Genomic DNA, 20,542 nt, shown 5'->3' on the forward strand with positions numbered 1-20,542 from the left:
AATGCAGGGCAAACGCCCGTGCGACCAGGCCGCCCATGGAGAACCCGATCACCGTGGCCTGGGGCACTTGCAGGTGGTCGAGCAGCTCCAGCAACTGGTCCGCATAGCCGAGCAACGGCGTGCCGGCGGCCGGGCGCGGGCTGGCGCCGTGGCCGAGCATGTCATAGCTGATCACATGGTATTTCGTGGCCAGGCCAACGACTTGCCCGCCCCACATTTCTTTGTTCAGGCCCACGCCGTGGATCAAAACCACAGGCTGGCCTTGGCCGGTCGCCAGGTAACTGGTGCCGGCCGGGGTGCGTTCAGCGGTGAGCCGAATCATGGAGCGCTCCTGCATGCTTTTTGTCATGGCCGGTGTTGCTTACTGGGCTTGTTCAGCCGCCAGCTCTTCCAGGTCGATGTAACGGTTGCCGATCCGTGGGTGCAGGCGACCGCCATCGGCGCAGCCCAGCACGACGACGATTTCGTCGGCGCGCGGCGCGTCTTCGATCTGCATTTCCAGGGTGATGTAGTGCGAGCGCAGGCCTTCGTCGTCCTTGTGCATCATCGGAATCTGGATCGAGGTGCCCGGGCCGCCGCGCTTGTTGGTGAAGCTCAAGTAGCTTTTGGCTTTGACCGCTTCGCGGTAGTGGTTGCCGAAACGCAGGGTATGGATGATTGCGCTGGCGTGTTCGATCTCGCCGTCGGCACCCACCACGGCCGCTTTGCCGTAGGCCTCGATGTTCTCGGCGCCGCCGATGATGGCGACCAGGCGCTCGACCATCAGCGCGCCGAGGTCGGAGCAGTTGGCACGAATTTCCGGCTTCAGGTCTTCGACGAAACCACGACCCAGCCAGGGGTTTTTCAGCACCACGGCCAGGCCGACCATTTTCACGGGCGTGTCGGAGGCTTTGCCGCCCTCGATAAAGGTCTCTTCTACATAACTGACGATCTTGCGGATTTCGAAACTCATGGGCTGCTCCGTCTAAGTGAGGGTCTGCGTATGATGGTATACCATAATACGAGAAGCGCAATAGCTGGAGGAGCGAGCGTGCTCGCGAAAAACTCACAGGCACTGCGTTCGGTCAGGAGGCACGCGTTATCGTTGAAGTTTTTCGCGAGCAAGCTCGCTCCTACAGTTGCTCGCTGGCAGTGCTTGAGGGGGGGAAGGGGGCAGCGATCAGGCGGTGAAGGGCTCACCGCCTGCCTTGGGAGAGGACGTCAGAACTTGAAGCGGCCCACCAGACCGTTGAGCTGACCGGAAATGTCGGTCAAACGCCCCGAGCCGGTCTGCGCCGTATGCGCAAACTCTTCAACCAGCTGCGCATCGGCATGGATCTGCGCGATGTGCCGGTTGATCTCTTCGGCCACCTGGTGCTGTTCTTCGGCGGCCGTGGCAATCTGGGTGTTCTGGTCGCGAATCGAGTCCACCGAGCCACGGATCTTTTCGAAGCTGTCGCGGGCCTGCTGGATACGCTCCACGCTGGTGTGCGACACCAGCAAACTGCCTTGCATTTGTTGGGTGACTTCCTGGGTGCGGCGGGCAAGATTGCCCAGCAGGCTGTCGATCTCGCCGGTGGAGTCGGCGGTGCGCCGGGCCAGGGCGCGCACCTCGTCGGCCACTACCGCGAAACCACGACCCTGGTCGCCGGCGCGAGCCGCCTCGATCGCGGCGTTGAGCGCCAGCAGGTTGGTCTGTTCGGCAATCGAACGGATGGTGTCGAGGATGGTGTTGATGTTCTGGCTGTCCTGCTCCAGCAACTGCATGGTCTGGGTCGACTTCTGCAAGTCTTCGCTGAGCTTGAGCACGCTGCCGGTGGCTTCGCCGATGTGCTGCTGGCCGTTGTGTACGTCGCGATAGCCTTCGTCGGCACTCACCGCAGCGGCGCTGCAGGAACGGGCCACTTCATTGGCGGTTGCCACCATCTCGTTGAAGGCGGTGCTCACCAGTTCCACCGCTTCGCGTTGGCGACCGGCGGCCTGGTTCATGTTGCTGGCCACTTCGCTGGTGTCGGCGGCGGCGGTTTGCAGGTCCGAGGACGCGTTGCCGATGCGTTGCACCAGTTGGGCAATCATACCCAGGAACTGGTTGAACCAGCCGGCGAGGACGGCGGTTTCGTCCTTGCCTTGCACCTTGAGCTGACGCGTGAGGTCGCCTTCACCTTCGGCGATTTCCTGCAGGCCATCGGCCACGCCGCTAATCGGGCGCACGATCACGCGGGCGAAACTGGCGCCGACAATGGCGAACACGACGGCCAATACCGCGGCGATGGCCGCGATCAACCAGGTCAGGCGGGTGGCCCCGGCCATTACTTCATCGCGCTTGATCAGGCCGATAAAGCGCCAGCCCAGGTCTTTGGAGCTGACCACGTTGGCCATGTAGGCCACGCCGTCGATGTCGACCTGAGTCACGCCGTCGCCGCCCTTGGCCAGTTCGGCGTAGTTGGGGCCCAGGTCGGCCAGGGGCTTGAAGTTGTGCTTGGCATCGCTGGGGTCTACCAGCACGTTGCCGTTGTCTTCCACCAGCATCAAGTAGCCGCTGTCGCCCAGCTTGATGGTGCGCACCAGTTCAGTGAGTTGCTTGAGCGACACGTCCAGGCCGACCACGCCGAGGATATTGCCCGTGGCATCGGCGACGGCGCGCACGGTACCGATCAGCACCACATCGTCCGGTGCCCAGTAGTAGGCACCGGTGCGCACGGTCTTGCCCGGGGCAGCGACGCCTGCCTGGTACCACGGACGCACGCGTGGGTCGTAGTTGTTCAGCTTGGTGTCGTCCGGCCAGCTGGCGTAGCCGCCATCGCGCAGGCCCAGGGACAGGTAGGCGGTGCTGGGATGGCTTTTGGCGAACTGGTCGAATATCGCCAGCAGCTCGATATTGGTCGGTGTCAGGGGGACTTTCGCCCCATCCGCGCCGGCGTAGCTTTTCAGGTCCTTGGCCGCGACAACGCGCGGGTCCTTGGCCACGAATTCCACGTTCTGGCTGATGCCGTCGAAAAACTGCTTCATGCCATTGTCGATCTGGCGGATCTCGCGCCCGCTGCTGTCGAGAAAGTTGGCAAGGGCGCCTTCGCGCACATTCAACACCACAATAACGGCGACCAGGATGACCGGCACGCACGCGATGGCCGCAAACGCCCATGTCAGCTTCTGCTTGATATTCATGACTTCACCCGCGGGTATTTATAGTTTTGGCAAGGGGAAACGGTCGTGCTAAGCGTCGCATGCGTTGTTATGGGGCCGAGGCCATGCGTACCCTCGGTTTATCGACCGAGGGCGCCGGCACTTGAGGGGGAAGGGCGGGGACTCAGCCGATTTGATCGCCGGCCAGGGCGTCGCGGCGCATTGACTGCAGGTTCTTTTCGATGGTTTCGCAGATGGCTTCCATTTGGATCTGATGTTCGCTGGAGCGAAACGGGCTTTGCAGGTCGGTGCCGATACGCTCGATGGCCAGCAGCATGAAGCCCACCACCGTAGAGGCCAGCGGGGTGAACCAGCCGAGGGATTCCACCAGGCCCACCGGTACGATCAGGCAAAACAGCGAAATGAACAGCCGTGGGAAATACACGTAGGGGTAGGGCAGCGGCGTGTTGGCGATGCGCTCCATGCCGCCCTGGGCATTGGACAGGTCCACCAGGGTCGACTCCAGCCGCGCCAGGCGGATGCTGTCCAGATGGCCGGCCTTGTATTCCCGGGCGAGCAAGGCGGCCGAGCCGGTCAGGATGTCGTTGGCGAAGTTGTTGGTGGCGCCATTGCGCGCGAATTCCTCGTCAGGGATGAACGCGCGCACTTCCTCCGGGCAGGGCTCGCCCTTGAGGTGCGCGGCCAGGCAGTTCACATAGGCCACATGACGGCGCAGCAGGGTGGATTTGATCGGGTTCACTTCGCTGCCGGGGTCGTCCAGCAGGGTCAGTACCTGGCGCGCGAAGCTGCGCGAGTTGTTGACCATCGAGCCCCATAAAGTGCGCGCTTCCCACCAGCGGTTGTAGGCGCTGCTGTTACGAAAGCTGATCAGCACCACCAGCGCCGAACCCAGCAAGGTCAGGGGCATCAGCGGCAGGTTGATCTTGGAGTTGAGGAACAGCATGAAATCCACCGTGACGGCGATATCCCACAGCAACAGCCAGAACAGGGCCCAGCCCACATAGCCCATGGTCTTGATGATCAGGCGGTATTTCTTGAGAAGGGCAGCTTTCAAACGAGAACCTCGCGCGTGCGTTTGGCGACAATGCCAGGTTACGACGCCGCAGGCGGATGAAGGTTCGCCCAACGAGACCCGGCTGGGTGTTTTAGTCAATGCAAGGCGCGACGCCGGTGTGGATGTAACAGGAAGTGTCTTCGAACTGCCGATGGCAGGCGCACCGGGAAACTGGAACAACTTTGGTACTGATGACGTCTTGCGCAGCAATCGCTGTACATTGCGTTCGAGGCAAAAAGCCATTAACCGCAGGGTTTACCACGTGATTTGTTTTGGGGCCGGGCTGCAGGGATTTCGTAGCTGAGATCAGGAATCAAGTTGGATGATCAGGGCTCTTTCATGCATGTCAGTTCGTTGAAGTCGGCTATGTGGAGTACCGCGCAAGCAATCGAACGTCATAAGGATTTTGAATCGTGCTTGAGAGCGCATTACCACGTGCTGCTCGTGCCCTATTCCAGACGACCGTTTTTCTATAAGAGTGCACTTAAATACAGTCGTCTGATGGTGTCGTTTGCGTTATTGAGTGAGTACTTCGCCACACCGTTACCGTTGTTGTCCGAAGTTAAAACCCTGTGCGTGACGCGCAGGTATTGTTCAAAAAACAGCCTGGAATCAATGTTTCTGTTATTACGCGCGCTGGGTTTCATGGAGGTGGCGCCGCATCCGGAAGACAGTCGTTTCCGAGTGTATGCGCCTTCGGATGAAGCCTGCCGTGAAGCACGCTTGATGTTGAACTCGCTCACCGAGTCGTTGGCGCGGCTGTACCCTGACCGGGCGATATTCCGGAAGATGCGCGAGCTGGATGATCGCGGCTTCCTGGCCCTCTACTTCAGGGGTTTTGCCATCATTCTCGACGCCGACCTGACGGTCGATGTATTGCTGCCCGAGTGTTACTGGCTGGTGAAAAGAGACGCCGGGCACCTGTTGATGCTGGCCATTTATAACGACGCCTTTGCGCCGGAAAATGATCGGGCAACGTTCAGGTCATCGTCTTATCTTGCATTGGCCAAGCAACTTTAGGTGTCCAAGACCCACATTATCCGAATGGTTCAGGAGGGCGTTGAAAAGGGCTATTTCAAAGCGCACTCCAAGACCCGCCTGGAAGTGCTGCCACCCTTCGTCAGCCTGGTAAAGCGGTTCATGGCCTTTTCATTTGCGGTGGGCCTGCATGCTATTGAAATGGGAGCGTAAGGATGCCGGCTCACTTGAAGTTAAGACCCAGGATGCGCAGGTTGTTGTCGCCTGCGGTCACGCAAGCCGAATGGATAGGCATCATTGCCTGGACAGGTATCGGTTGGATGCAGGCAACGCTGTTGGACCTGTATATGTTGAGTGTCACCCTTGCCCTGTTGCTTGTTTGCCGTGTTCATTCGCTGACGACGAACTTTCTACTGTGGCGCTTGCTGGGGGTGACCTACATCGTGCTGTTGTCAGTGGGGTTTGCCTATGTGATTCACTTGAATCCGCAATTGCGTATCTATGGCTTGCCCTTGGCGGTCACCCTGGTGGTCGGCAGCGCCATCCTGTTTATCAGCGTTCAGGACTATCTGGTCGGCGCGCTGTCGGTGTGGCTCATCCTGTGGTCGCCCATGCAGGCCGAGCTGTATGCCTCAACCCAAGGCTACCTGTTGATATTTTGCGCCTCGTCGGTGTCGATCGGTTTTATCCTCAGTTACTCGTACCTGAAGAACCTGCGTTCGGTGTTGCTGGTGGAAAGTGAGTTTCGCGCCTTGGCCGAGACCGATTACCTGACGTCTATCCTCAACCGGCGCGCGTTCATGCAGAGCTTCGAAAAGCTGCTCGACAGCGGCCACGGTGGCTATTTCATCATGCTCGATATCGACAGTTTCAAGGCGATGAACGACCGGTATGGCCACGACGTTGGGGACAAGATTCTGCGCGCCATGGCGCTCTGCCTGAAAAACGCCAAAGGCAGCTACAGCTTTGGAAGGATCGGCGGGGAAGAGTTCGGCGTGCTGTTGCAGGGCGATGACCCGGCGTTTGCCTGCGAGTTTGTGCTGGATTTGCTGCAGGCGATCCGTTGCAGCGTCGCGGCCCCGCACAACTATACGTGCAGTGCCGGCATGGCGCGCTTTGCCTCAGGTGACGAACTGTCGATGGTACTCAAGATCGCCGACAAGAACCTGTATGGCGCCAAGCGCAATGGCAAGGACTGTGTGCATCTGGATGGCGCGCTGCTGCGGCCCGTCGCGGCCTGAAGCGCTGCCGGCGTGATTCAGCGCTGGGCCAGTACGCTGGCCAGCAACCCGGGGAAACGCTCCTCGAGTTCATCACGGCGCAATGAGTTCATGTGGGTGGTGCCCACATTGCGCGTGTTCACCAGGCCGGCGTCGCGCAATACCCTGAAGTGGTGGGACACGCTGGATTTGGGTCGCCCACCGTCCAGTTCACCACAGGTGGCTTCGGGCACATCGGCCAGGCAGCGCACGATTTCCAGGCGCACGGGGTCGCTGAGGGCGTAAAGCAGACGCTCCAGCGTGAGTTCTTGCAGGGTAGGGTGTTTGAATGCGCGCATGGAGCAAATCATAACAGGGGGGTAGCACTGAACACCATAGTTCGATTACCATCGAACTATCGAATCAACCACCTTTCTCTCGGAGTATCTGATGTCCGCATTATTCGAACCGTTCAAACTCAAAGACGTTACCCTGCGCAATCGCATTGCCATTCCACCGATGTGCCAATACAGGGCCGACGACGGCATGGTCAATGACTGGCACCACGTGCACTTGGCCAGCATGGCCCGTGGCGGTGCCGGCCTGCTGGTGGTCGAGGCCACCGCCGTCTCGCCTGAGGGGCGTATCACCCCAGGCTGCGCCGGTATCTGGAGCGATGCCCATGCCGAGGCGTTCGTGCCCATGGTCAAGGCCATCAAGGCGGCGGGCTCCGTACCGGGTATCCAGATCGCCCACGCCGGTCGCAAAGCCAGCGCCAACCGCCCATGGGAAGGCGACGACCACATCCCTGCGTCCGATGCCCGTAGCTGGGAAACCATCGCCCCGTCGGCGATTGCGTTCGGCGAGAACCTGCCCAAGGTCCCGCGTGCCATGACCCTGGACGATATCGCCCGGGTCCGGCAGGATTTCGTCGACGCCGCCCGTCGCGCCCGGGATGCCGGTTTTGAGTGGATCGAACTGCACTTCGCCCATGGTTACCTGGGCCAGAGCTTTTTTTCCGAACACTCCAACCAGCGCACCGACGCCTACGGTGGCAGCTTCGACAACCGCAGCCGCTTCCTCCTGGAAACCCTGGCCGCCGTGCGCGAAGTCTGGCCGGAAAACCTGCCGCTTACCGCACGCTTCGGTGTAATCGAATACGACGGTCGCGATGAGCAGACCCTCACCGAGTCCATCGAATTGGCGCGCCGTTTCAAGGCCGGTGGTCTGGACCTGCTGAGCGTCAGCGTCGGGTTCACCATTCCCGACACCAACATCCCGTGGGGCCCGGCTTTCCTGGGCCCGATCGCCGAGCGTGTGCGCCGCGAAGCGGGTATTGCGGTGACGTCGGCGTGGGGCTTTGGTACGCCGCAACTGGCCGAAGGCGCGCTGCAGGCCGGGCAACTTGACCTGGTGTCGGTGGGCCGTGCACACCTGGCCGATCCGCATTGGGCGTACTTTGCGGCCAAGGAGCTGGGCGTGGACAACGCCTCCTGGACCTTGCCGGCGCCTTATGCGCACTGGTTGGAGCGCTATCGCTGAGGCCAGTAAAAAGCGTTTTTGTGCATATCTAAATGTGGGAGGGGGCTTGCCCCCGATAGCAGTGGCTCAGTCTCGATATTTTTGACTGATACACCGCCATCGGGGGCAAGCCCCCTCCCACATTTGTTTTTCATCCACCAGACAATCCGCGTCACTTCGTACAAAGCTGATACACGAAAAATAACAAATGAGAACGGATATCAAACGAGAATGCATTGATATATGATGCGCGGCGAATTCTTGGCAGGTTTGCCGCCCCATCTGGCTCATTCACTAGGTTCAACATCCATGCGTCGTACCCTGATTTCCATCTGTGTGCTGCAGGCGTTTTCCCCGTTCAGTTGGGCAGATAGTGCCCCCACCGAAAAAACCAGCCTTGAGTTGCAAGCGACCACTGTGACCGGCACGGCGGATTTCGAGACGGCTCAAGGACCGGTCAAGGGCTACCACGCCACACGTTCAGCCAGTGCGACGCGTACTGATACATCCATCCATGAAACACCGCAGTCCATCACCGTGGTCTCCAAAGACGTGGTCGAGGACATCGGTGCGACCCGTCTGCAAGATGCGCTCGATTACGCGGGCGGGGTGGGCCGGGCGAATAACTTCGGCGGCCAGGGCCTTACCAATTTCACCGTGCGCGGTTTTACCACGGCAGAGTTCTATCGCAACGGTTTCCCCGTCAACCGCGGCTACCCGGCCATGCCCGACGCCAACACGATCGAACGTCTTGAAGTGTTGCGTGGCCCGGCGACCATGCTCTACGGCCGGGGCGATCCCGGCGGCACCTTCAACGTGGTGTCCAAGCAGCCGTTGGCCGAGCGCACGGTCACACTGGGCAGCCAACTGGATGATCAAGGCATGAAGCGTGGCACCCTGGATGCGTCCGGCCCGCTGGATGAAGAAGGCCGCCTGGCCTATCGCCTGAATGTGGTGGGCGAGGGCGGCGATACGTTCCGCGACCATGTCTCCACCGAACGCTACGGCGTGGCCCCGGTGCTGACCTGGCAAGCGACCGATGAGACCAAGGTGATCTTCGAAGGCGACTTCATACGCAACAACCACCCGCTGGATCGCGGCCTGACCCGCTTTGCCAACCAGCGCGGCACGCCGTCGCGCGACACCTTCTGGGGTGAAAAGTACGCCGGTGACCTGCACAACGATAACAACACAGCCCAATTGCGTTTCGAGCATCTGCTCAACGACAACTGGACCCTGGGCGGTGGGTTCCAGTGGCTGGACGGCACGATGAAGGGCGATGGCGTGGAGGCCAATAACGCGAGCAGCCTGGGCGCTGACGGCCGCACCCTGCAGCGCAACTTCAACTACCGCAAGCTGGAATGGTCCGACAAGGATTATCAGCTCAACCTGACCGGGCACTTCGCCACTGGCGGTTTCGAGCACACCTTGTTGACTGGCATCGAGTACGAGGATTACGACTACAAGTCGATCATCCAACGTTCCAGCGCTGCTTTCCCGATCGATATCTTCAACCCGGTCTATGGCCAGCCACGTCCGGCGCTGACCCGCACGCCGACCCACGATAAAGAAAACCTCAAGACCTATGCGGTCTTCGTCCAGGACCAGGTGGCGGTGACCGAACGTTTGAAAGTCCTCGCCGGCGCACGCCTTGAGCGCTTCGAGCACCAGTACGATTCCTACGTGTCGGGCGTCAAACCCTGGAACGCCGCCGACAACGCCGTCACCCCGCGCGTCGGCGTGATGTATGACCTCACCGACACCGTCGCGGTCTACGCCGATGCCGCGCGTTCCTTCAAGCCGAACACCGGTGCCAGCCGTCAAGGTGGCGGGTTCGAGCCGGAGAAAGGCAAGTCCTATGAGATGGGCGTGAAATGGGAAGCGCTGGATAAACAGCTGAGCGTCGACGCGGCGATCTACCAGATCGAAAAGAAGAACGTCCAGGGTGTCGACCCGCTCAACGCCGATTTCAAGGTCGCGACCGGCGAGGTGCGCAGCCGTGGTTTCGACCTGAACGTGGCCGGCAACCTGACGCCTGAATGGCGGATGATCGGCGGCTATGCCTATGTGGATGCCGCCGTCACCAAGGACACTACGATTCGTACCGGCACGCGTCAGGCCAACATCCCGCGCAACAGTTTCAGCCTGCTCAACGTGTACGAGTTCCAGGATGGCGCACTCAAGGGCCTGGGCCTTGGCGCCGGTGGCAAATACGTGGCTGATCGTGCCGGGCAGACCGCCAATTCCACCTTCACCATGGACGCTTACACGGTGGTCGACCTGCTCGGTTACTACAAGGTCAACGAGAACGTGCGGCTCAACCTGGATGTGAAGAACCTGTTCAACCGTGAATACGAAGAGGGCTCGTTCCTGAACTTCTATGCCTACCCGGGCGAGCCGCGCACGGTGCAGGTGGGCATCGCCTACACCCTCTAAATGTGAACGCACATCCAAATGTGGGAGGGGCGGTGCGACGATTCGACTTGCCCCCGATGGCGGCCTCAGGGCTGGCCAGGATGTTGGATCGGATCGAGTACATATCCGTTTCTGCGGTAACGGCCACTTAGGGTTCCGCTTTTACAGCGGCTCACTTTTGAAAAGCGCAAAAGTAAGCAAAACGCTCTTGCCCCACCACTCGGCACCTCGCTTAGGCTCGGTGTGCCCGAACGCAGGCTTGAATCCGACCGGTATCGTGTGTCGATCCCGGTGCAAATGTGGGAGGGGGCTTGCCCCCGATGCGGTATGTCAGCCAGCTCTGTTGTCGCTGACCCACCGCCATCGGGGGCAAGCCCCCTCCCACATTTGATTCCATTTATTCCCTGGACGCGCTACAACGGCGTCAACACATTCATCACCGTATCCAGCGCCACGCGGGTGTCATCCAACTGCACCAGCGAGGCATGCCGCGCGCCCAGCGCGTCACGGTTTTTTATCGCGGTCAGAATTGCTTTGTGCCGGGGCAGGCTCAACCCCTGGATATCCGGGCGACGGTTGGTGATGTTGATCGACTCGCGCAACGGCAGCGACAGCATGTTGCACATGTAGGCGAGCAGGTCGTTGCGCGTGGCGTCGGCAATCGCACGGTGGAAATCCAGGTCGGCCTGCAACAGTTCTTCGTGGGTCTTGGCGGTTTCCATGCCCTGGTAGGCGCGTTCGATGATGGCGATGTCTTCATCGGTGGCGGTGGTCGCGGCCATGGCGGCGATTTCCGGTTCGAGAATGCGCCGCACGCCCGCCAGCGTGTTGAAAAACTCGCTGTGGGGCGTGGACTGCATCAACCAGGACAGCACGTCCGGGTCGAGCAGGTGCCATTTCAAGCGTGGCCGCACCACCGCGCCCACCCGGGGCTTGGAATACACCAGGCCCTTGGCGCTGAGCACCCGCGTCGCCTCGCGGAGCACCGAACGGCTGACCTTGTATTCCTCGCAGAGCGTGGCCTCCATGGGCAGACGTTCTTCGGGCTTGAAGCGGCCGGAAACGATGTGCATGCCCAGGTCCTGAACGATCTGGGCATGCTGGCTCTTGCGCGGCTTGGGCGGCTGGTGATCCATAACGACGGGAAGGCTCTGACTTAGATTCGCGGCATCATAGCATCCCAATTAGTGGGAATGCCGTGGGACTTCAGCCCCTCGGCAACCCACCAGGAAGTCGAAGTCGCAGCCCTGGTCGGCCTGCAGCACATGGTCGATGTACAGCTGGCGATAGCCGCCGACGATGAGTTTTTCAGGGGGCGCCAGGTCGGCCATGCGCGCTGCCAGCTCTGCGTCGGGGATGTCCAGGTGCAGGCGCCCATTGGCGCAATCGAGCTCAATCCAGTCGCCTTCCTTCACCGCAGCCAACGGCCCGCCGGCCGCCGCTTCCGGCGCCACGTGCAACACCACCGTGCCGTACGCCGTGCCGCTCATGCGCGCATCGGAAATGCGCACCATGTCGGTCACCCCCTGGGCCAGCAACTTGGCCGGCAGGCCCATGTTGCCCACTTCAGCCATGCCCGGGTAACCCTTGGGCCCGCAGTTTTTCATGACCAGGATCGAGTTGGCGTCCACGTCCAGCTCCGGGTCGTTGATGCGTGCCTTGTACATGTCGAAGTTTTCGAACACCACCGCGCGGCCACGGTGCTGCATCAGCTCGGCACTGGCGGCCGACGGCTTGAGCACCGCACCGAGTGGCGCCAGGTTGCCGCGCAGTACGCAGATACCGCCGTCGGCGCGGATCGGGTTGTCGAGGGTGCGGATCACCTCATCCTGGCCGTAGATCGGCGAGTCCTTGGTGTTCTCGCCCAACGACTTGCCGTTGACGGTCAAGGCATTCGGGTGCGGGATCAGGTTGGCTTCACCGAGACGGCGCAACACGGCGGGCAGGCCACCGGCGTAGTAGAACTCCTCCATCAGGAAGCGCCCCGACGGCTGTAAATCGACAATGGTCGGCATGCCACGGCCGATGCGCGTCCAGTCATCCAGATCGAGCTCGACGCCGATGCGCCCGGCGATGGCTTTCAAGTGAATCACCGCGTTGGTCGAACCGCCAATGGCCGCGTTGACGCGAATCGCGTTTTCAAACGCTTCTTTGGTGAGAATCTTCGACAGTTTCAAATCTTCGCGCACCATCTCCACCGCGCGCATGCCGGACATATGCGCCAGCACATAACGCCGCGCATCCACCGCCGGAATCGCCGCGTTGTGCGGCAGGGATGTGCCCAGCGCTTCGGCCATGCAGGCCATGGTCGACGCGGTGCCCATGGTGTTGCAGGTACCCGCCGAGCGCGACATGCCGCCTTCGGCCGCGAGGAAATCATCCAGGGTGATGGTGCCGGCCTTGACCTGTTCGCTGAGCTGCCACACCACCGTGCCCGAGCCGATGTCCTGGCCCTTGTGCTTGCCGTTGAGCATCGGCCCGCCGGTGACGACGATGGCCGGCACGTCGCAGCTGGCGGCGCCCATCAGCAGCGCCGGGGTGGTTTTGTCGCAGCCGGTCAGCAGCACCACGCCATCGATCGGGTTGCCGCGAATCGCTTCTTCCACGTCCATGCTCGCCAGGTTGCGCGTGAGCATGGCGGTAGGGCGCAGGTTCGATTCGCCGTTGGAGAACACCGGAAATTCCACCGGGAAACCACCGGCTTCGATCACGCCGCGTTTGACGTGCTCGGCGATCTGGCGGAAATGCGCGTTGCACGGGGTCAGCTCCGACCAGGTGTTGCAGATGCCGATGATCGGCTTGCCATGGAACTGATGGTCGGCAATGCCCTGGTTCTTCATCCAGCTGCGGTACATGAAGCCGTTCTTGTCGGCAGTACCAAACCACTGGGCGGAGCGTAGGCCGGGCTTTTTATCAGACATGATCGATTCTCTTATTGTATGACTATATGTTCTAACCGTAGCTAAACATAAGCGCAAAAACCAAGCTTTGGAAGAGTTGTTTTGTAAATAGTCCTACTATATAGTCTTTCTCAACTGAGGTATGACCCTGGCGGATTTTCGCGAGAGGCGTCCCCCGAGCTTCTATAAAAACAACAATCGGAGATCGACCCCCATGAGCCAGGAACTGCGGCTTATTCGGCGCATCACGCTGAAACTGATTCCCTTCCTGATCCTGCTGTACCTGATTGCCTACGTGGACCGCTCCGCCGTGGGCTTCGCCAAGCTGCACATGGGCGCCGACGTCGGCATCGGCGATGCGGCCTATGGCCTGGGCGCCGGGTTGTTCTTCATTGGCTACTTCCTGTTCGAGATTCCCAGCAACCTGATGCTCGACCGCTTCGGCGCGCGGCGCTGGTTTGCGCGCATCATGATCACCTGGGGCACCATCACCATCGGCATGGCCTTTGTGCAGGGGCCGCACAGCTTCTACGTGATGCGCTTTCTGCTCGGCGCGGCCGAGGCGGGGTTCTTTCCGGGCGTGCTGTACTACATCACCCAATGGTTCCCGGTGCGCCATCGCGGCAAGATCCTCGGGCTGTTCATTCTGTCCCAACCCATCGCCATGATGATCACCGGCCCGGTGTCGGGCGGCCTGCTGGGCATGGATGGCATGCTCGGCCTGCACGGCTGGCAGTGGCTGTTTATCGTGATCGGCACCCCGGCGATCCTGCTGACCTGGCCAGTGCTGCGCTACCTGCCGGACGGCCCCAAGCAGGTCAAGTGGATGAGCGAGGAAGAAAAGGCCTGGCTCACGGGTGAGTTGAACAAAGACTTGCAAGCCTACGGCCAGACCCGCCACGGCAACCCGTTGCATGCATTGAAAGACAAGCGCGTGTTGCTGCTGGCGCTGTTCTACCTGCCGGTGACCCTGAGCATCTACGGCCTGGGCCTGTGGCTGCCGACCTTGATCAAGCAGTTCGGCGGCAGTGACCTCACTACCGGCTTCATCTCCGCCGTCCCCTACCTCTTCGGCATCATCGGTCTGCTGATCATCCCGCGCAGTTCCGACCGCCTGAACGACCGTTATGGCCATCTCGCCGTGCTCTATGTGCTGGGCGCCATCGGCCTGTTTTCAAGTGCCTGGCTGAGTGCGCCCGTACTGCAAATGGCGGCGCTGTGCCTGGCCGCATTCGCCCTGTTTTCCTGCACGGCGGTGTTCTGGACCTTGCCGGGGCGGTTCTTCGCCGGCGCCAGTGCGGCGGCGGGTATTGCGTTGATCAACTCGGTGGGCAACCTCGGCGGCTACATCGGCCCGTTCGTGATCGGTGCGCTCAAGGAATACACCGGCAATCTGGCTTCGGGCCTGTATTTCCTGTCGGCGGTGATGGTGTTCGGGCTGGTGTTGACCGGCGTGGTCTACCGTGTGCTGGAGCGCAAGCATGTGCTGCCCGTCGACCAATTCGCCGCCAGCGCCCGTGGCGCCACACGACCTTAATCTGGGAGAAAATTCATGCGTTTAGTTCAGTTCGAGTCAAGCAACGGCGAACGCCGCGTCGGCGTCGTCGAGGGCAGCCAACTGCGTGAGGTGCGCAGCGCGCGCAGCGTGCGCGAGTTGGCCCTGGCCGCCATCGAAGCGGGGGTGGGCCTGGAGCAGCAGGTGAACAGCCTTGGTCTGGGCGACAGCCACGACTATGCGAGCCTGCTGGCCGACCTGAAGGTCCTGCCGCCGCTGGATCATCCGGACCCTGCGCACATGTTCATCAGCGGCACCGGGCTGACCCACCTGGGCAGCGCTTCGGCACGGGACAAGATGCACCAGGCCGGCGACGAGACCGCCTTGACCGACACCATGCGCATCTTCAAATGGGGCGTGGAGGGCGGCAAGCCGGCGGCCGGCCAGGCGGGCGTGCAACCGGAGTGGTTCTACAAGGGCGACGGCAGCACCGTCGTGCGCCCGGGCGCTGCCTTCCCGGTACCACCGTTCGCCGAAGATGCCGGTGAAGAGCCGGAAATCGGCGGCCTCTACGTGATCGGCCCGGACAGCAAGCCCTATCGTGTGGGCTTTGCGGTGGGCAACGAATTCTCCGACCACATCATGGAGCGCAAGAACTACCTGTACCTGGCCCATTCCAAACTGCGCAGTTGCAGCTATGGTCCGGAAGTGCGCGTGGGCGAGTTGCCCCAGCACTTGTCGGGCACCAGCCGCATCCTGCGCAACGGCGAGGAAATCTGGCGGAACGAATTCCTCAGCGGCGAGGCCAATATGTGCCACAGCCTGGAAAACCTCGAGTACCACCACTTCAAATACCGCCAGTTCCTCAAGCCCGGCGATGTGCATATTCACTTCTTCGGCACCGCCACACTGTCATTCGCCGACGGTATACGTACCCAGGCCGGCGATGTGTTCGAGATCAGCCAGGCTGAGTTCGGCGCGCCGCTGGTCAACAGCGTCGGCAGCAGCGATGCGGCATTCGAACCCGGTAACGTCATCACCCTTTAAAGGAGAGCCCCATGACCCAGTTCCTCGGCCACAACTACATCGGCGGCCAGCGCAGCGCCAACGGCAGCGTCAAGCTGCAAAGCGTCGACGCGACCACAGGCCAGGCCTTGCCCCAGGACTTCTATCAGGCCACCCCGGAGGAAGTCGACGCCGCCGCCAGGGCCGCCGCGCAGGCGTATCCAGCCTACCGCGCCTTGAGTGCGGCGCGGCGCGCGCAGTTCCTGGATGCGATCGCCGACGAACTGGATGCGTTGAGCGATAACTTCGTTGAGTTGGTGTGCCGCGAAACCGCCTTGCCGGCTGCGCGTATCAAGGGCGAGCGTGGGCGCACCAGCGGCCAGATGCGCCTGTTCGCCAACGTGTTGCGCCGTGGTGATTTCTACGGTGCGCGCATCGACAAGGCACTGCCGGATCGCCAGCCGCTGCCGCGTCCGGACCTGCGCCAATACCGCATCGGCCTCGGCCCGGTCGCCGTGTTCGGTGCAAGCAATTTCCCCCTCGCGTTTTCCACGGCCGGTGGCGATACCGCGGCGGCGTTGGCGGCAGGCTGCCCGGTGGTGTTCAAGGCCCACAGCGGTCATATGGCGACGGCTGAACAGGTCGCCGATGCAATCATTCGTGCTGCGCAAGCGACCGAGATGCCCGCCGGTGTATTCAACATGATTTTCGGTGGCGGCGTCGGCGAAGCGCTGGTCAAGCATCCGGCGATCCAGGCGGTGGGCTTTACCGGCTCGCTCAAGGGCGGCCGTGCCCTTGGCGACATGGCCGCAGCCCGCCCGCAACCGATCCCGGTATTTGCCGAGATGTCGAGCATCAACCCGGTGATTGTATTGCCCCAGGCCCTCAAGGCACGGGCCGAAAGCGTGGCCCGCGACCTGACCGCCTCGGTGGTGCAAGGCTGCGGTCAGTTCTGCACCAACCCAGGCCTGGTGATCGGCATCGCTTCCCCCGAATTCAGCGCATTCACCCAACAAGTGGCGCAGCTGATCGGCGAGCAACCGGCGCAGACCATGCTCAACGCCGGCACCCTGGGCAGCTATGGCAAGGGCCTGGAAAAACTCCTGTCCCACCCTGGCATTGAACACCTGGCCGGCAACGCGCAATCGGGCAACCAGGCGCAGCCGCAACTGTTCAAAGCCGATGTACGCCTGTTGATCGACGGCGACGAAGTGCTGCAGGAAGAAGTCTTCGGCCCCACCACGGTGTTTGTCGAAGTCGCCGACCAGGCCCAGCTCAGCACCGCCTTGCACGGCCTGCACGGGCAGTTGACGGCCACGATCATTGGCGAGCCGGCCGACCTGCAACAGTTCGCCGAGCTGACGCCGCTGCTGGAGCAGAAAGTCGGGCGCATCCTGCTCAACGGATACCCCACCGGCGTGGAAGTCTGCGATTCGATGGTGCACGGCGGGCCGTACCCGGCCACCTCCGATGCCCGTGGTACCTCGGTCGGCACCTTGGCCATCGATCGTTTCCTGCGCCCGGTGTGCTTCCAGAACTACCCCGACAGCCTGCTGCCCGACGCGCTGAAGAACGCCAATCCGCTGCGTATCCAGCGGCTGGTGGATGGCGCGCCGTCTCGCGAATCGCTGTAAGTCACCCGGAGGCTTCATGACATTGAGCGCAGTCACCTCACACCGTGCCCGGTTGGGCGAAGGGCCGTTCTGGGATGTGCGGTCCCAGGCCCTTTACTGGGTGGATATCGCCGCCCGGCAGGCGCTGCGCCTGATGGGCGGGCAGTTGCGGGTCTGGCAATTGCCCGAGCACGTCTCGGCGTTCATTCCCTGTGAAAGCGGCGATGCACTGGTGACCCTGAGCAGCGGTGTGTACCGGCTGGACTTGAGCACCGAAGCCTTGACCCTGCTGTGCGTCGCCGACCCGCAAGCGGGCAACCGTGGCAATGAAGCGCGCTGCGATGCCCAGGGCCGACTGTGGCTGGGCACAATGCAGAACAATATCGGCGAGCAGGGTGAAGACCTGCCGATCACACGACGCTCCGGCGGCCTGTTTCGCATCGATGCCGATGCGACGGTCACGCCGTTGCTCAGCGGCTTGGGCATTCCCAATACCTTGCTGTGGAACGAGGAGGGTAGCCAGGTGCACTTTGGCGACAGCCTGGATGGCACGCTCTATCAGCATTCGATCCACGCCGATGGCCGGCTGGCACCCGCACAGGTGTGGTTCGGCCCGCACGAACGCGGCGGGCCGGACGGCTCGGCCATGGACACTGAAGGCTATATCTGGAATGCGCGCTGGGACGGCGGTTGCCTGCTGCGCCTTGCGCCTGACGGTCAGGTGGACCGCATCATCGAACTGCCGGTCAGCCGTCCCACCAGTTGCGTGTTCGGTGGAGCGGATCTCACCACCCTGTATATCACCAGCGCCGCGAGCCCCCTGGGTCACCCCCTGGACGGTGCGGTGCTGGCCCTGGAAGTTGATGTCCCTGGAAAACCTTGCACTCGCTTTGCCGGATAAACCCTGTAGGCGCGAGCTTGCTCGCGAAAAACGTCAACGATAACGCGTTCATCCTGGATGAACGCGGTGCTCTCAGGTTTTTCGCGAGCAAGCTCGCTCCTGCACAAAAACACAAAACAACAACAAGGAGTCACCCGTATGAATCGTCGTCGTGGTTTGCGTTCCCTGTGCTGCGCCGCTGTGGCGGTCTCGGCCATGAGCTTGAGCGGGCTGTTGCTGGCCGCTGAAGAAGTGAAGATCGGCTTCCTGGTCAAACAGGCCGAAGAACCCTGGTTCCAGACCGAATGGGCCTTCGCCGAAAAAGCCGGCAAGGAGCACGGTTTCACCGTGATCAAGATCGCCGTGCCGGATGGCGAGAAAACCCTGTCGGCCATCGACAGCCTGGCCGCCAACGGCGCCAAGGGCTTTGTGATCTGCCCGCCGGATGTGTCCCTCGGCCCGGCGATTGTCGCCAAGGCCAAGGTCAACGGCCTCAAAGTGATGGCCGTGGACGACCGCTTCGTCGACGCCAAGGGCAACTTCATGGAGGACGTGCCGTACCTGGGCATGGCCGCGTTTGAAGTGGGCCAGAAACAGGGCGCCGCCATGGCCGCCGAAGCGAAAAAACGCGGCTGGGACTGGAAGGACACCTACGCGGTGATCAACACCTTCAACGAACTCGACACCGGCAAGAAACGCACCGACGGTTCGATCAAATCCCTGGAAGAAGCCGGCATTCCCAAGGACCACATCCTCACCGCCGCGCTTAAAACCCTCGACGTGCCCGGCAGCATGGACGCCACCAACTCGGCCCTGGTCAAGCTGCCCAGCGGCGCGAAAAACCTGATCATCGGCGGCATGAACGACAACACCGTGCTCGGTGGCGTACGTGCCACTGAAAGCGCCGGCTTCAAGGCCGCCAACGTGATCGGCATCGGCATCAATGGCACCGACGCCATCGGCGAATTGAAGAAAGCCGACAGCGGCTTCTTCGGCTCGATGCTGCCAAGCCCGCATATCGAGGGCTACAACACCGCGCTGGCGATGTACGAGTGGGTCACCACCGGTAAAGAGCCCGCCAAATACACCGCCATGGACGAAGTGACCCTGATCACCCGCGCCAACTTCCAGGAAGAACTGACCAAGATCGGGCTGTGGAAATGACCGCTGCGGCCCTGCGTTTTGACGGTATCGGCAAAACCTTCCCTGGGGTCAAGGCGCTCGATGGCATCAGCTTCACCGCGCACCCGGGGCAAGTGCACGCCCTGATGGGCGAGAACGGTGCGGGTAAATCGACGCTGCTGAAGATCCTCGGCGGCGCCTATATTCCCAGCAGCGGCACGGTGCAGATCGGCGAGCGGGTCATGGCCTTCAAGAACGCCGCCGACAGCATTGCCAGCGGCGTGGCGGTGATCCACCAGGAGCTGCACCTAGTGCCGGAAATGACCGTGGCCGAAAACCTGTTCCTCGGGCATCTGCCGTCGCGTTTTGGCGTGGTCAACCGCAGCGTGCTGCGCCAGCAGGCGCTGGCGTGCCTCAAGGGCCTGGCCGATGAAATCGATCCCCAGGAAAAGCTCGGCCGCCTGTCCCTGGGCCAGCGCCAATTGGTGGAAATCGCCAAGGCGCTGTCCCGTGGCGCCCACGTGATTGCCTTCGATGAGCCGACCAGCAGCCTCTCTGCGCGTGAGATTGATCGCTTGATGGCGATCATTGCGCGCCTGCGCGATGAGGGCAAAGTGGTGCTCTATGTCTCGCACCGCATGGAAGAAGTGTTCCGTATCTGCACTGCGGTGACGGTGTTCAAGGACGGGCGCTTCGTGCGCACCTTCGAGGACATGAGCGCGCTGAGCCACGATCAGTTGGTGACCTGCATGGTCGGCCGCGATATCCAGGACATCTACGACTATCGCCCGCGCGAGCACGGCGAAGTGGCCCTGAAGGTCGACGGCCTGCTCGGCCCCGGCCTGCGCGAGCCGATCAGTTTCAACGTGCGCAAAGGCGAAATCCTCGGCCTGTTCGGCTTGGTGGGGGCAGGGCGCACGGAACTGTTCCGCCTGCTCAGCGGCCTGGAACGCGCCAGTGCCGGCAGCCTGGAGTTGTGCGGTGAGCCGCTGCAATTGCGTTCACCCCGCGATGCCATCGCGGCCGGCGTGCTGCTGTGTCCGGAAGACCGCAAGAAGGAGGGCATCATTCCGCTGTCCAGCGTTGCTGAAAACATCAACATCAGTGCCCGTGGCGCGCATTCGGCGTTCGGCTGGCTGCTGCGTGATGGCTGGGAAAAGGGCAACGCCGACGGGCAAATCAAGGCGATGAAGGTCAAGACGCCCAGCGCCGAACAGAAAATCATGTACCTGTCCGG

Annotated in this window: 17 protein-coding genes and 2 pseudogenes; 11 read left to right on the forward strand and 8 right to left on the reverse strand. The window is 61.8% G+C overall.

The annotated features are described in order from the left end of the window. From BFP89_RS29175 to BFP89_RS01730, 5 genes and pseudogenes are all read right to left on the reverse strand, one after another. Window positions 1-322, reverse strand: a 322-nt coding sequence (locus tag BFP89_RS29175) for an alpha/beta fold hydrolase (protein ID WP_256097300.1), incomplete at its 3' end; no start/stop codon positions are given. A 39-nt stretch (window positions 323-361) separates the two neighbouring features. After that, window positions 362-952, reverse strand: coding sequence for an amino acid synthesis family protein (locus BFP89_RS01720; protein WP_065883587.1), 591 nt, complete (start codon window positions 950-952; stop codon window positions 362-364). Between the two features lie 248 nt (window positions 953-1,200). Then, window positions 1,201-1,716: pseudogene (locus BFP89_RS29600) on the reverse strand (methyl-accepting chemotaxis protein); the annotation flags it as partial. Between the two features lie 345 nt (window positions 1,717-2,061). Next, window positions 2,062-3,144: pseudogene (locus tag BFP89_RS29605) on the reverse strand (cache domain-containing protein); the annotation flags it as partial. Window positions 3,145-3,286: 142 nt separating this feature from the next. After that, window positions 3,287-4,177, reverse strand: coding sequence for a bestrophin family protein (locus BFP89_RS01730; protein ID WP_065883591.1), 891 nt, complete (start codon window positions 4,175-4,177; stop codon window positions 3,287-3,289). A gap of 339 nt (window positions 4,178-4,516) precedes the next feature. On the opposite strand from BFP89_RS01730, the gene BFP89_RS01735 reads away from it, so the two are divergent. The 3 genes from BFP89_RS01735 to BFP89_RS01740 are packed head-to-tail and all read left to right on the forward strand — an operon-like array spanning window position 4,517 to window position 6,396. After that, complete coding sequence (locus BFP89_RS01735; protein WP_256097301.1) at window positions 4,517-5,197, forward strand: hypothetical protein; 681 nt, start codon at window positions 4,517-4,519, stop codon at window positions 5,195-5,197. After that, window positions 5,198-5,368: a hypothetical protein gene (locus BFP89_RS29180; RefSeq protein WP_256097302.1), complete on the forward strand. Its 171-nt coding sequence runs from the start codon at window positions 5,198-5,200 to the stop codon at window positions 5,366-5,368. It abuts the gene before it with no gap. A 2-nt stretch (window positions 5,369-5,370) separates the two neighbouring features. Then, window positions 5,371-6,396, forward strand: coding sequence for a GGDEF domain-containing protein (locus tag BFP89_RS01740; RefSeq protein WP_065883593.1), 1,026 nt, complete (start codon window positions 5,371-5,373; stop codon window positions 6,394-6,396). 17 nt (window positions 6,397-6,413) lie between these two features. Here the strand turns inward: BFP89_RS01740 and BFP89_RS01745 are convergent, their stop codons facing one another. Next, window positions 6,414-6,713 (reverse strand): ArsR/SmtB family transcription factor, encoded by a 300-nt coding sequence (locus BFP89_RS01745; protein WP_065883595.1) that lies wholly within the window; start codon window positions 6,711-6,713, stop codon window positions 6,414-6,416. 91 nt (window positions 6,714-6,804) lie between these two features. On the opposite strand from BFP89_RS01745, the gene BFP89_RS01750 reads away from it, so the two are divergent. Both BFP89_RS01750 and BFP89_RS01755 read left to right on the forward strand, forming a co-directional pair. Beyond that, window positions 6,805-7,896: an NADH:flavin oxidoreductase/NADH oxidase gene (locus BFP89_RS01750; RefSeq protein WP_065883597.1), complete on the forward strand. Its 1,092-nt coding sequence runs from the start codon at window positions 6,805-6,807 to the stop codon at window positions 7,894-7,896. 288 nt (window positions 7,897-8,184) lie between these two features. Continuing rightward, on the forward strand, window positions 8,185-10,311 hold the full coding sequence (locus BFP89_RS01755; protein ID WP_065883599.1) for a TonB-dependent siderophore receptor: 2,127 nt from the start codon (window positions 8,185-8,187) through the stop codon (window positions 10,309-10,311). Window positions 10,312-10,703: 392 nt separating this feature from the next. Here BFP89_RS01755 and BFP89_RS01760 read toward each other — a convergent pair whose 3' ends face one another. Beyond that, a complete protein-coding gene (locus BFP89_RS01760; protein ID WP_065883601.1) occupies window positions 10,704-11,426 on the reverse strand; it encodes a FadR/GntR family transcriptional regulator in 723 nt (240 codons plus the stop codon). 48 nt (window positions 11,427-11,474) lie between these two features. Further along, complete coding sequence (locus tag BFP89_RS01765; RefSeq protein WP_003173349.1) at window positions 11,475-13,211, reverse strand: IlvD/Edd family dehydratase; 1,737 nt, start codon at window positions 13,209-13,211, stop codon at window positions 11,475-11,477. Window positions 13,212-13,404: 193 nt separating this feature from the next. Here BFP89_RS01765 and BFP89_RS01770 point away from each other — a divergent pair, with 193 nt between their 5' ends. From BFP89_RS01770 to BFP89_RS01795, 6 genes are all read left to right on the forward strand, one after another. Further along, the gene (locus BFP89_RS01770) at window positions 13,405-14,727 is read left to right on the forward strand and encodes an MFS transporter (protein ID WP_065883602.1); all 1,323 of its coding nucleotides are present in this window, start codon (window positions 13,405-13,407) and stop codon (window positions 14,725-14,727) included. Window positions 14,728-14,742: 15 nt separating this feature from the next. Beyond that, complete coding sequence (gene araD1 / locus BFP89_RS01775; protein WP_065883604.1) at window positions 14,743-15,732, forward strand: AraD1 family protein; 990 nt, start codon at window positions 14,743-14,745, stop codon at window positions 15,730-15,732. An 11-nt stretch (window positions 15,733-15,743) separates the two neighbouring features. After that, complete coding sequence (locus tag BFP89_RS01780; protein WP_065883606.1) at window positions 15,744-17,324, forward strand: aldehyde dehydrogenase (NADP(+)); 1,581 nt, start codon at window positions 15,744-15,746, stop codon at window positions 17,322-17,324. A 16-nt stretch (window positions 17,325-17,340) separates the two neighbouring features. Next, complete coding sequence (locus tag BFP89_RS01785) at window positions 17,341-18,204, forward strand: SMP-30/gluconolactonase/LRE family protein (RefSeq protein ID WP_065883610.1); 864 nt, start codon at window positions 17,341-17,343, stop codon at window positions 18,202-18,204. A gap of 138 nt (window positions 18,205-18,342) precedes the next feature. Further along, entirely contained in the window at window positions 18,343-19,347 is a 1,005-nt protein-coding gene (locus BFP89_RS01790) for a substrate-binding domain-containing protein (RefSeq protein WP_065883611.1), read from the forward strand. After that, a partial coding sequence (locus tag BFP89_RS01795) for an ATP-binding cassette domain-containing protein (protein WP_065883612.1) occupies window positions 19,344-20,542 on the forward strand: 1,199 nt, incomplete at its 3' end. The genes BFP89_RS01790 and BFP89_RS01795, both read left to right, overlap by 4 nt.

Source organism: Pseudomonas sp. 31 R 17, assembly GCF_900004915.1.
Lineage (GTDB): Bacteria > Pseudomonadota > Gammaproteobacteria > Pseudomonadales > Pseudomonadaceae > Aquipseudomonas > Aquipseudomonas orientalis_A.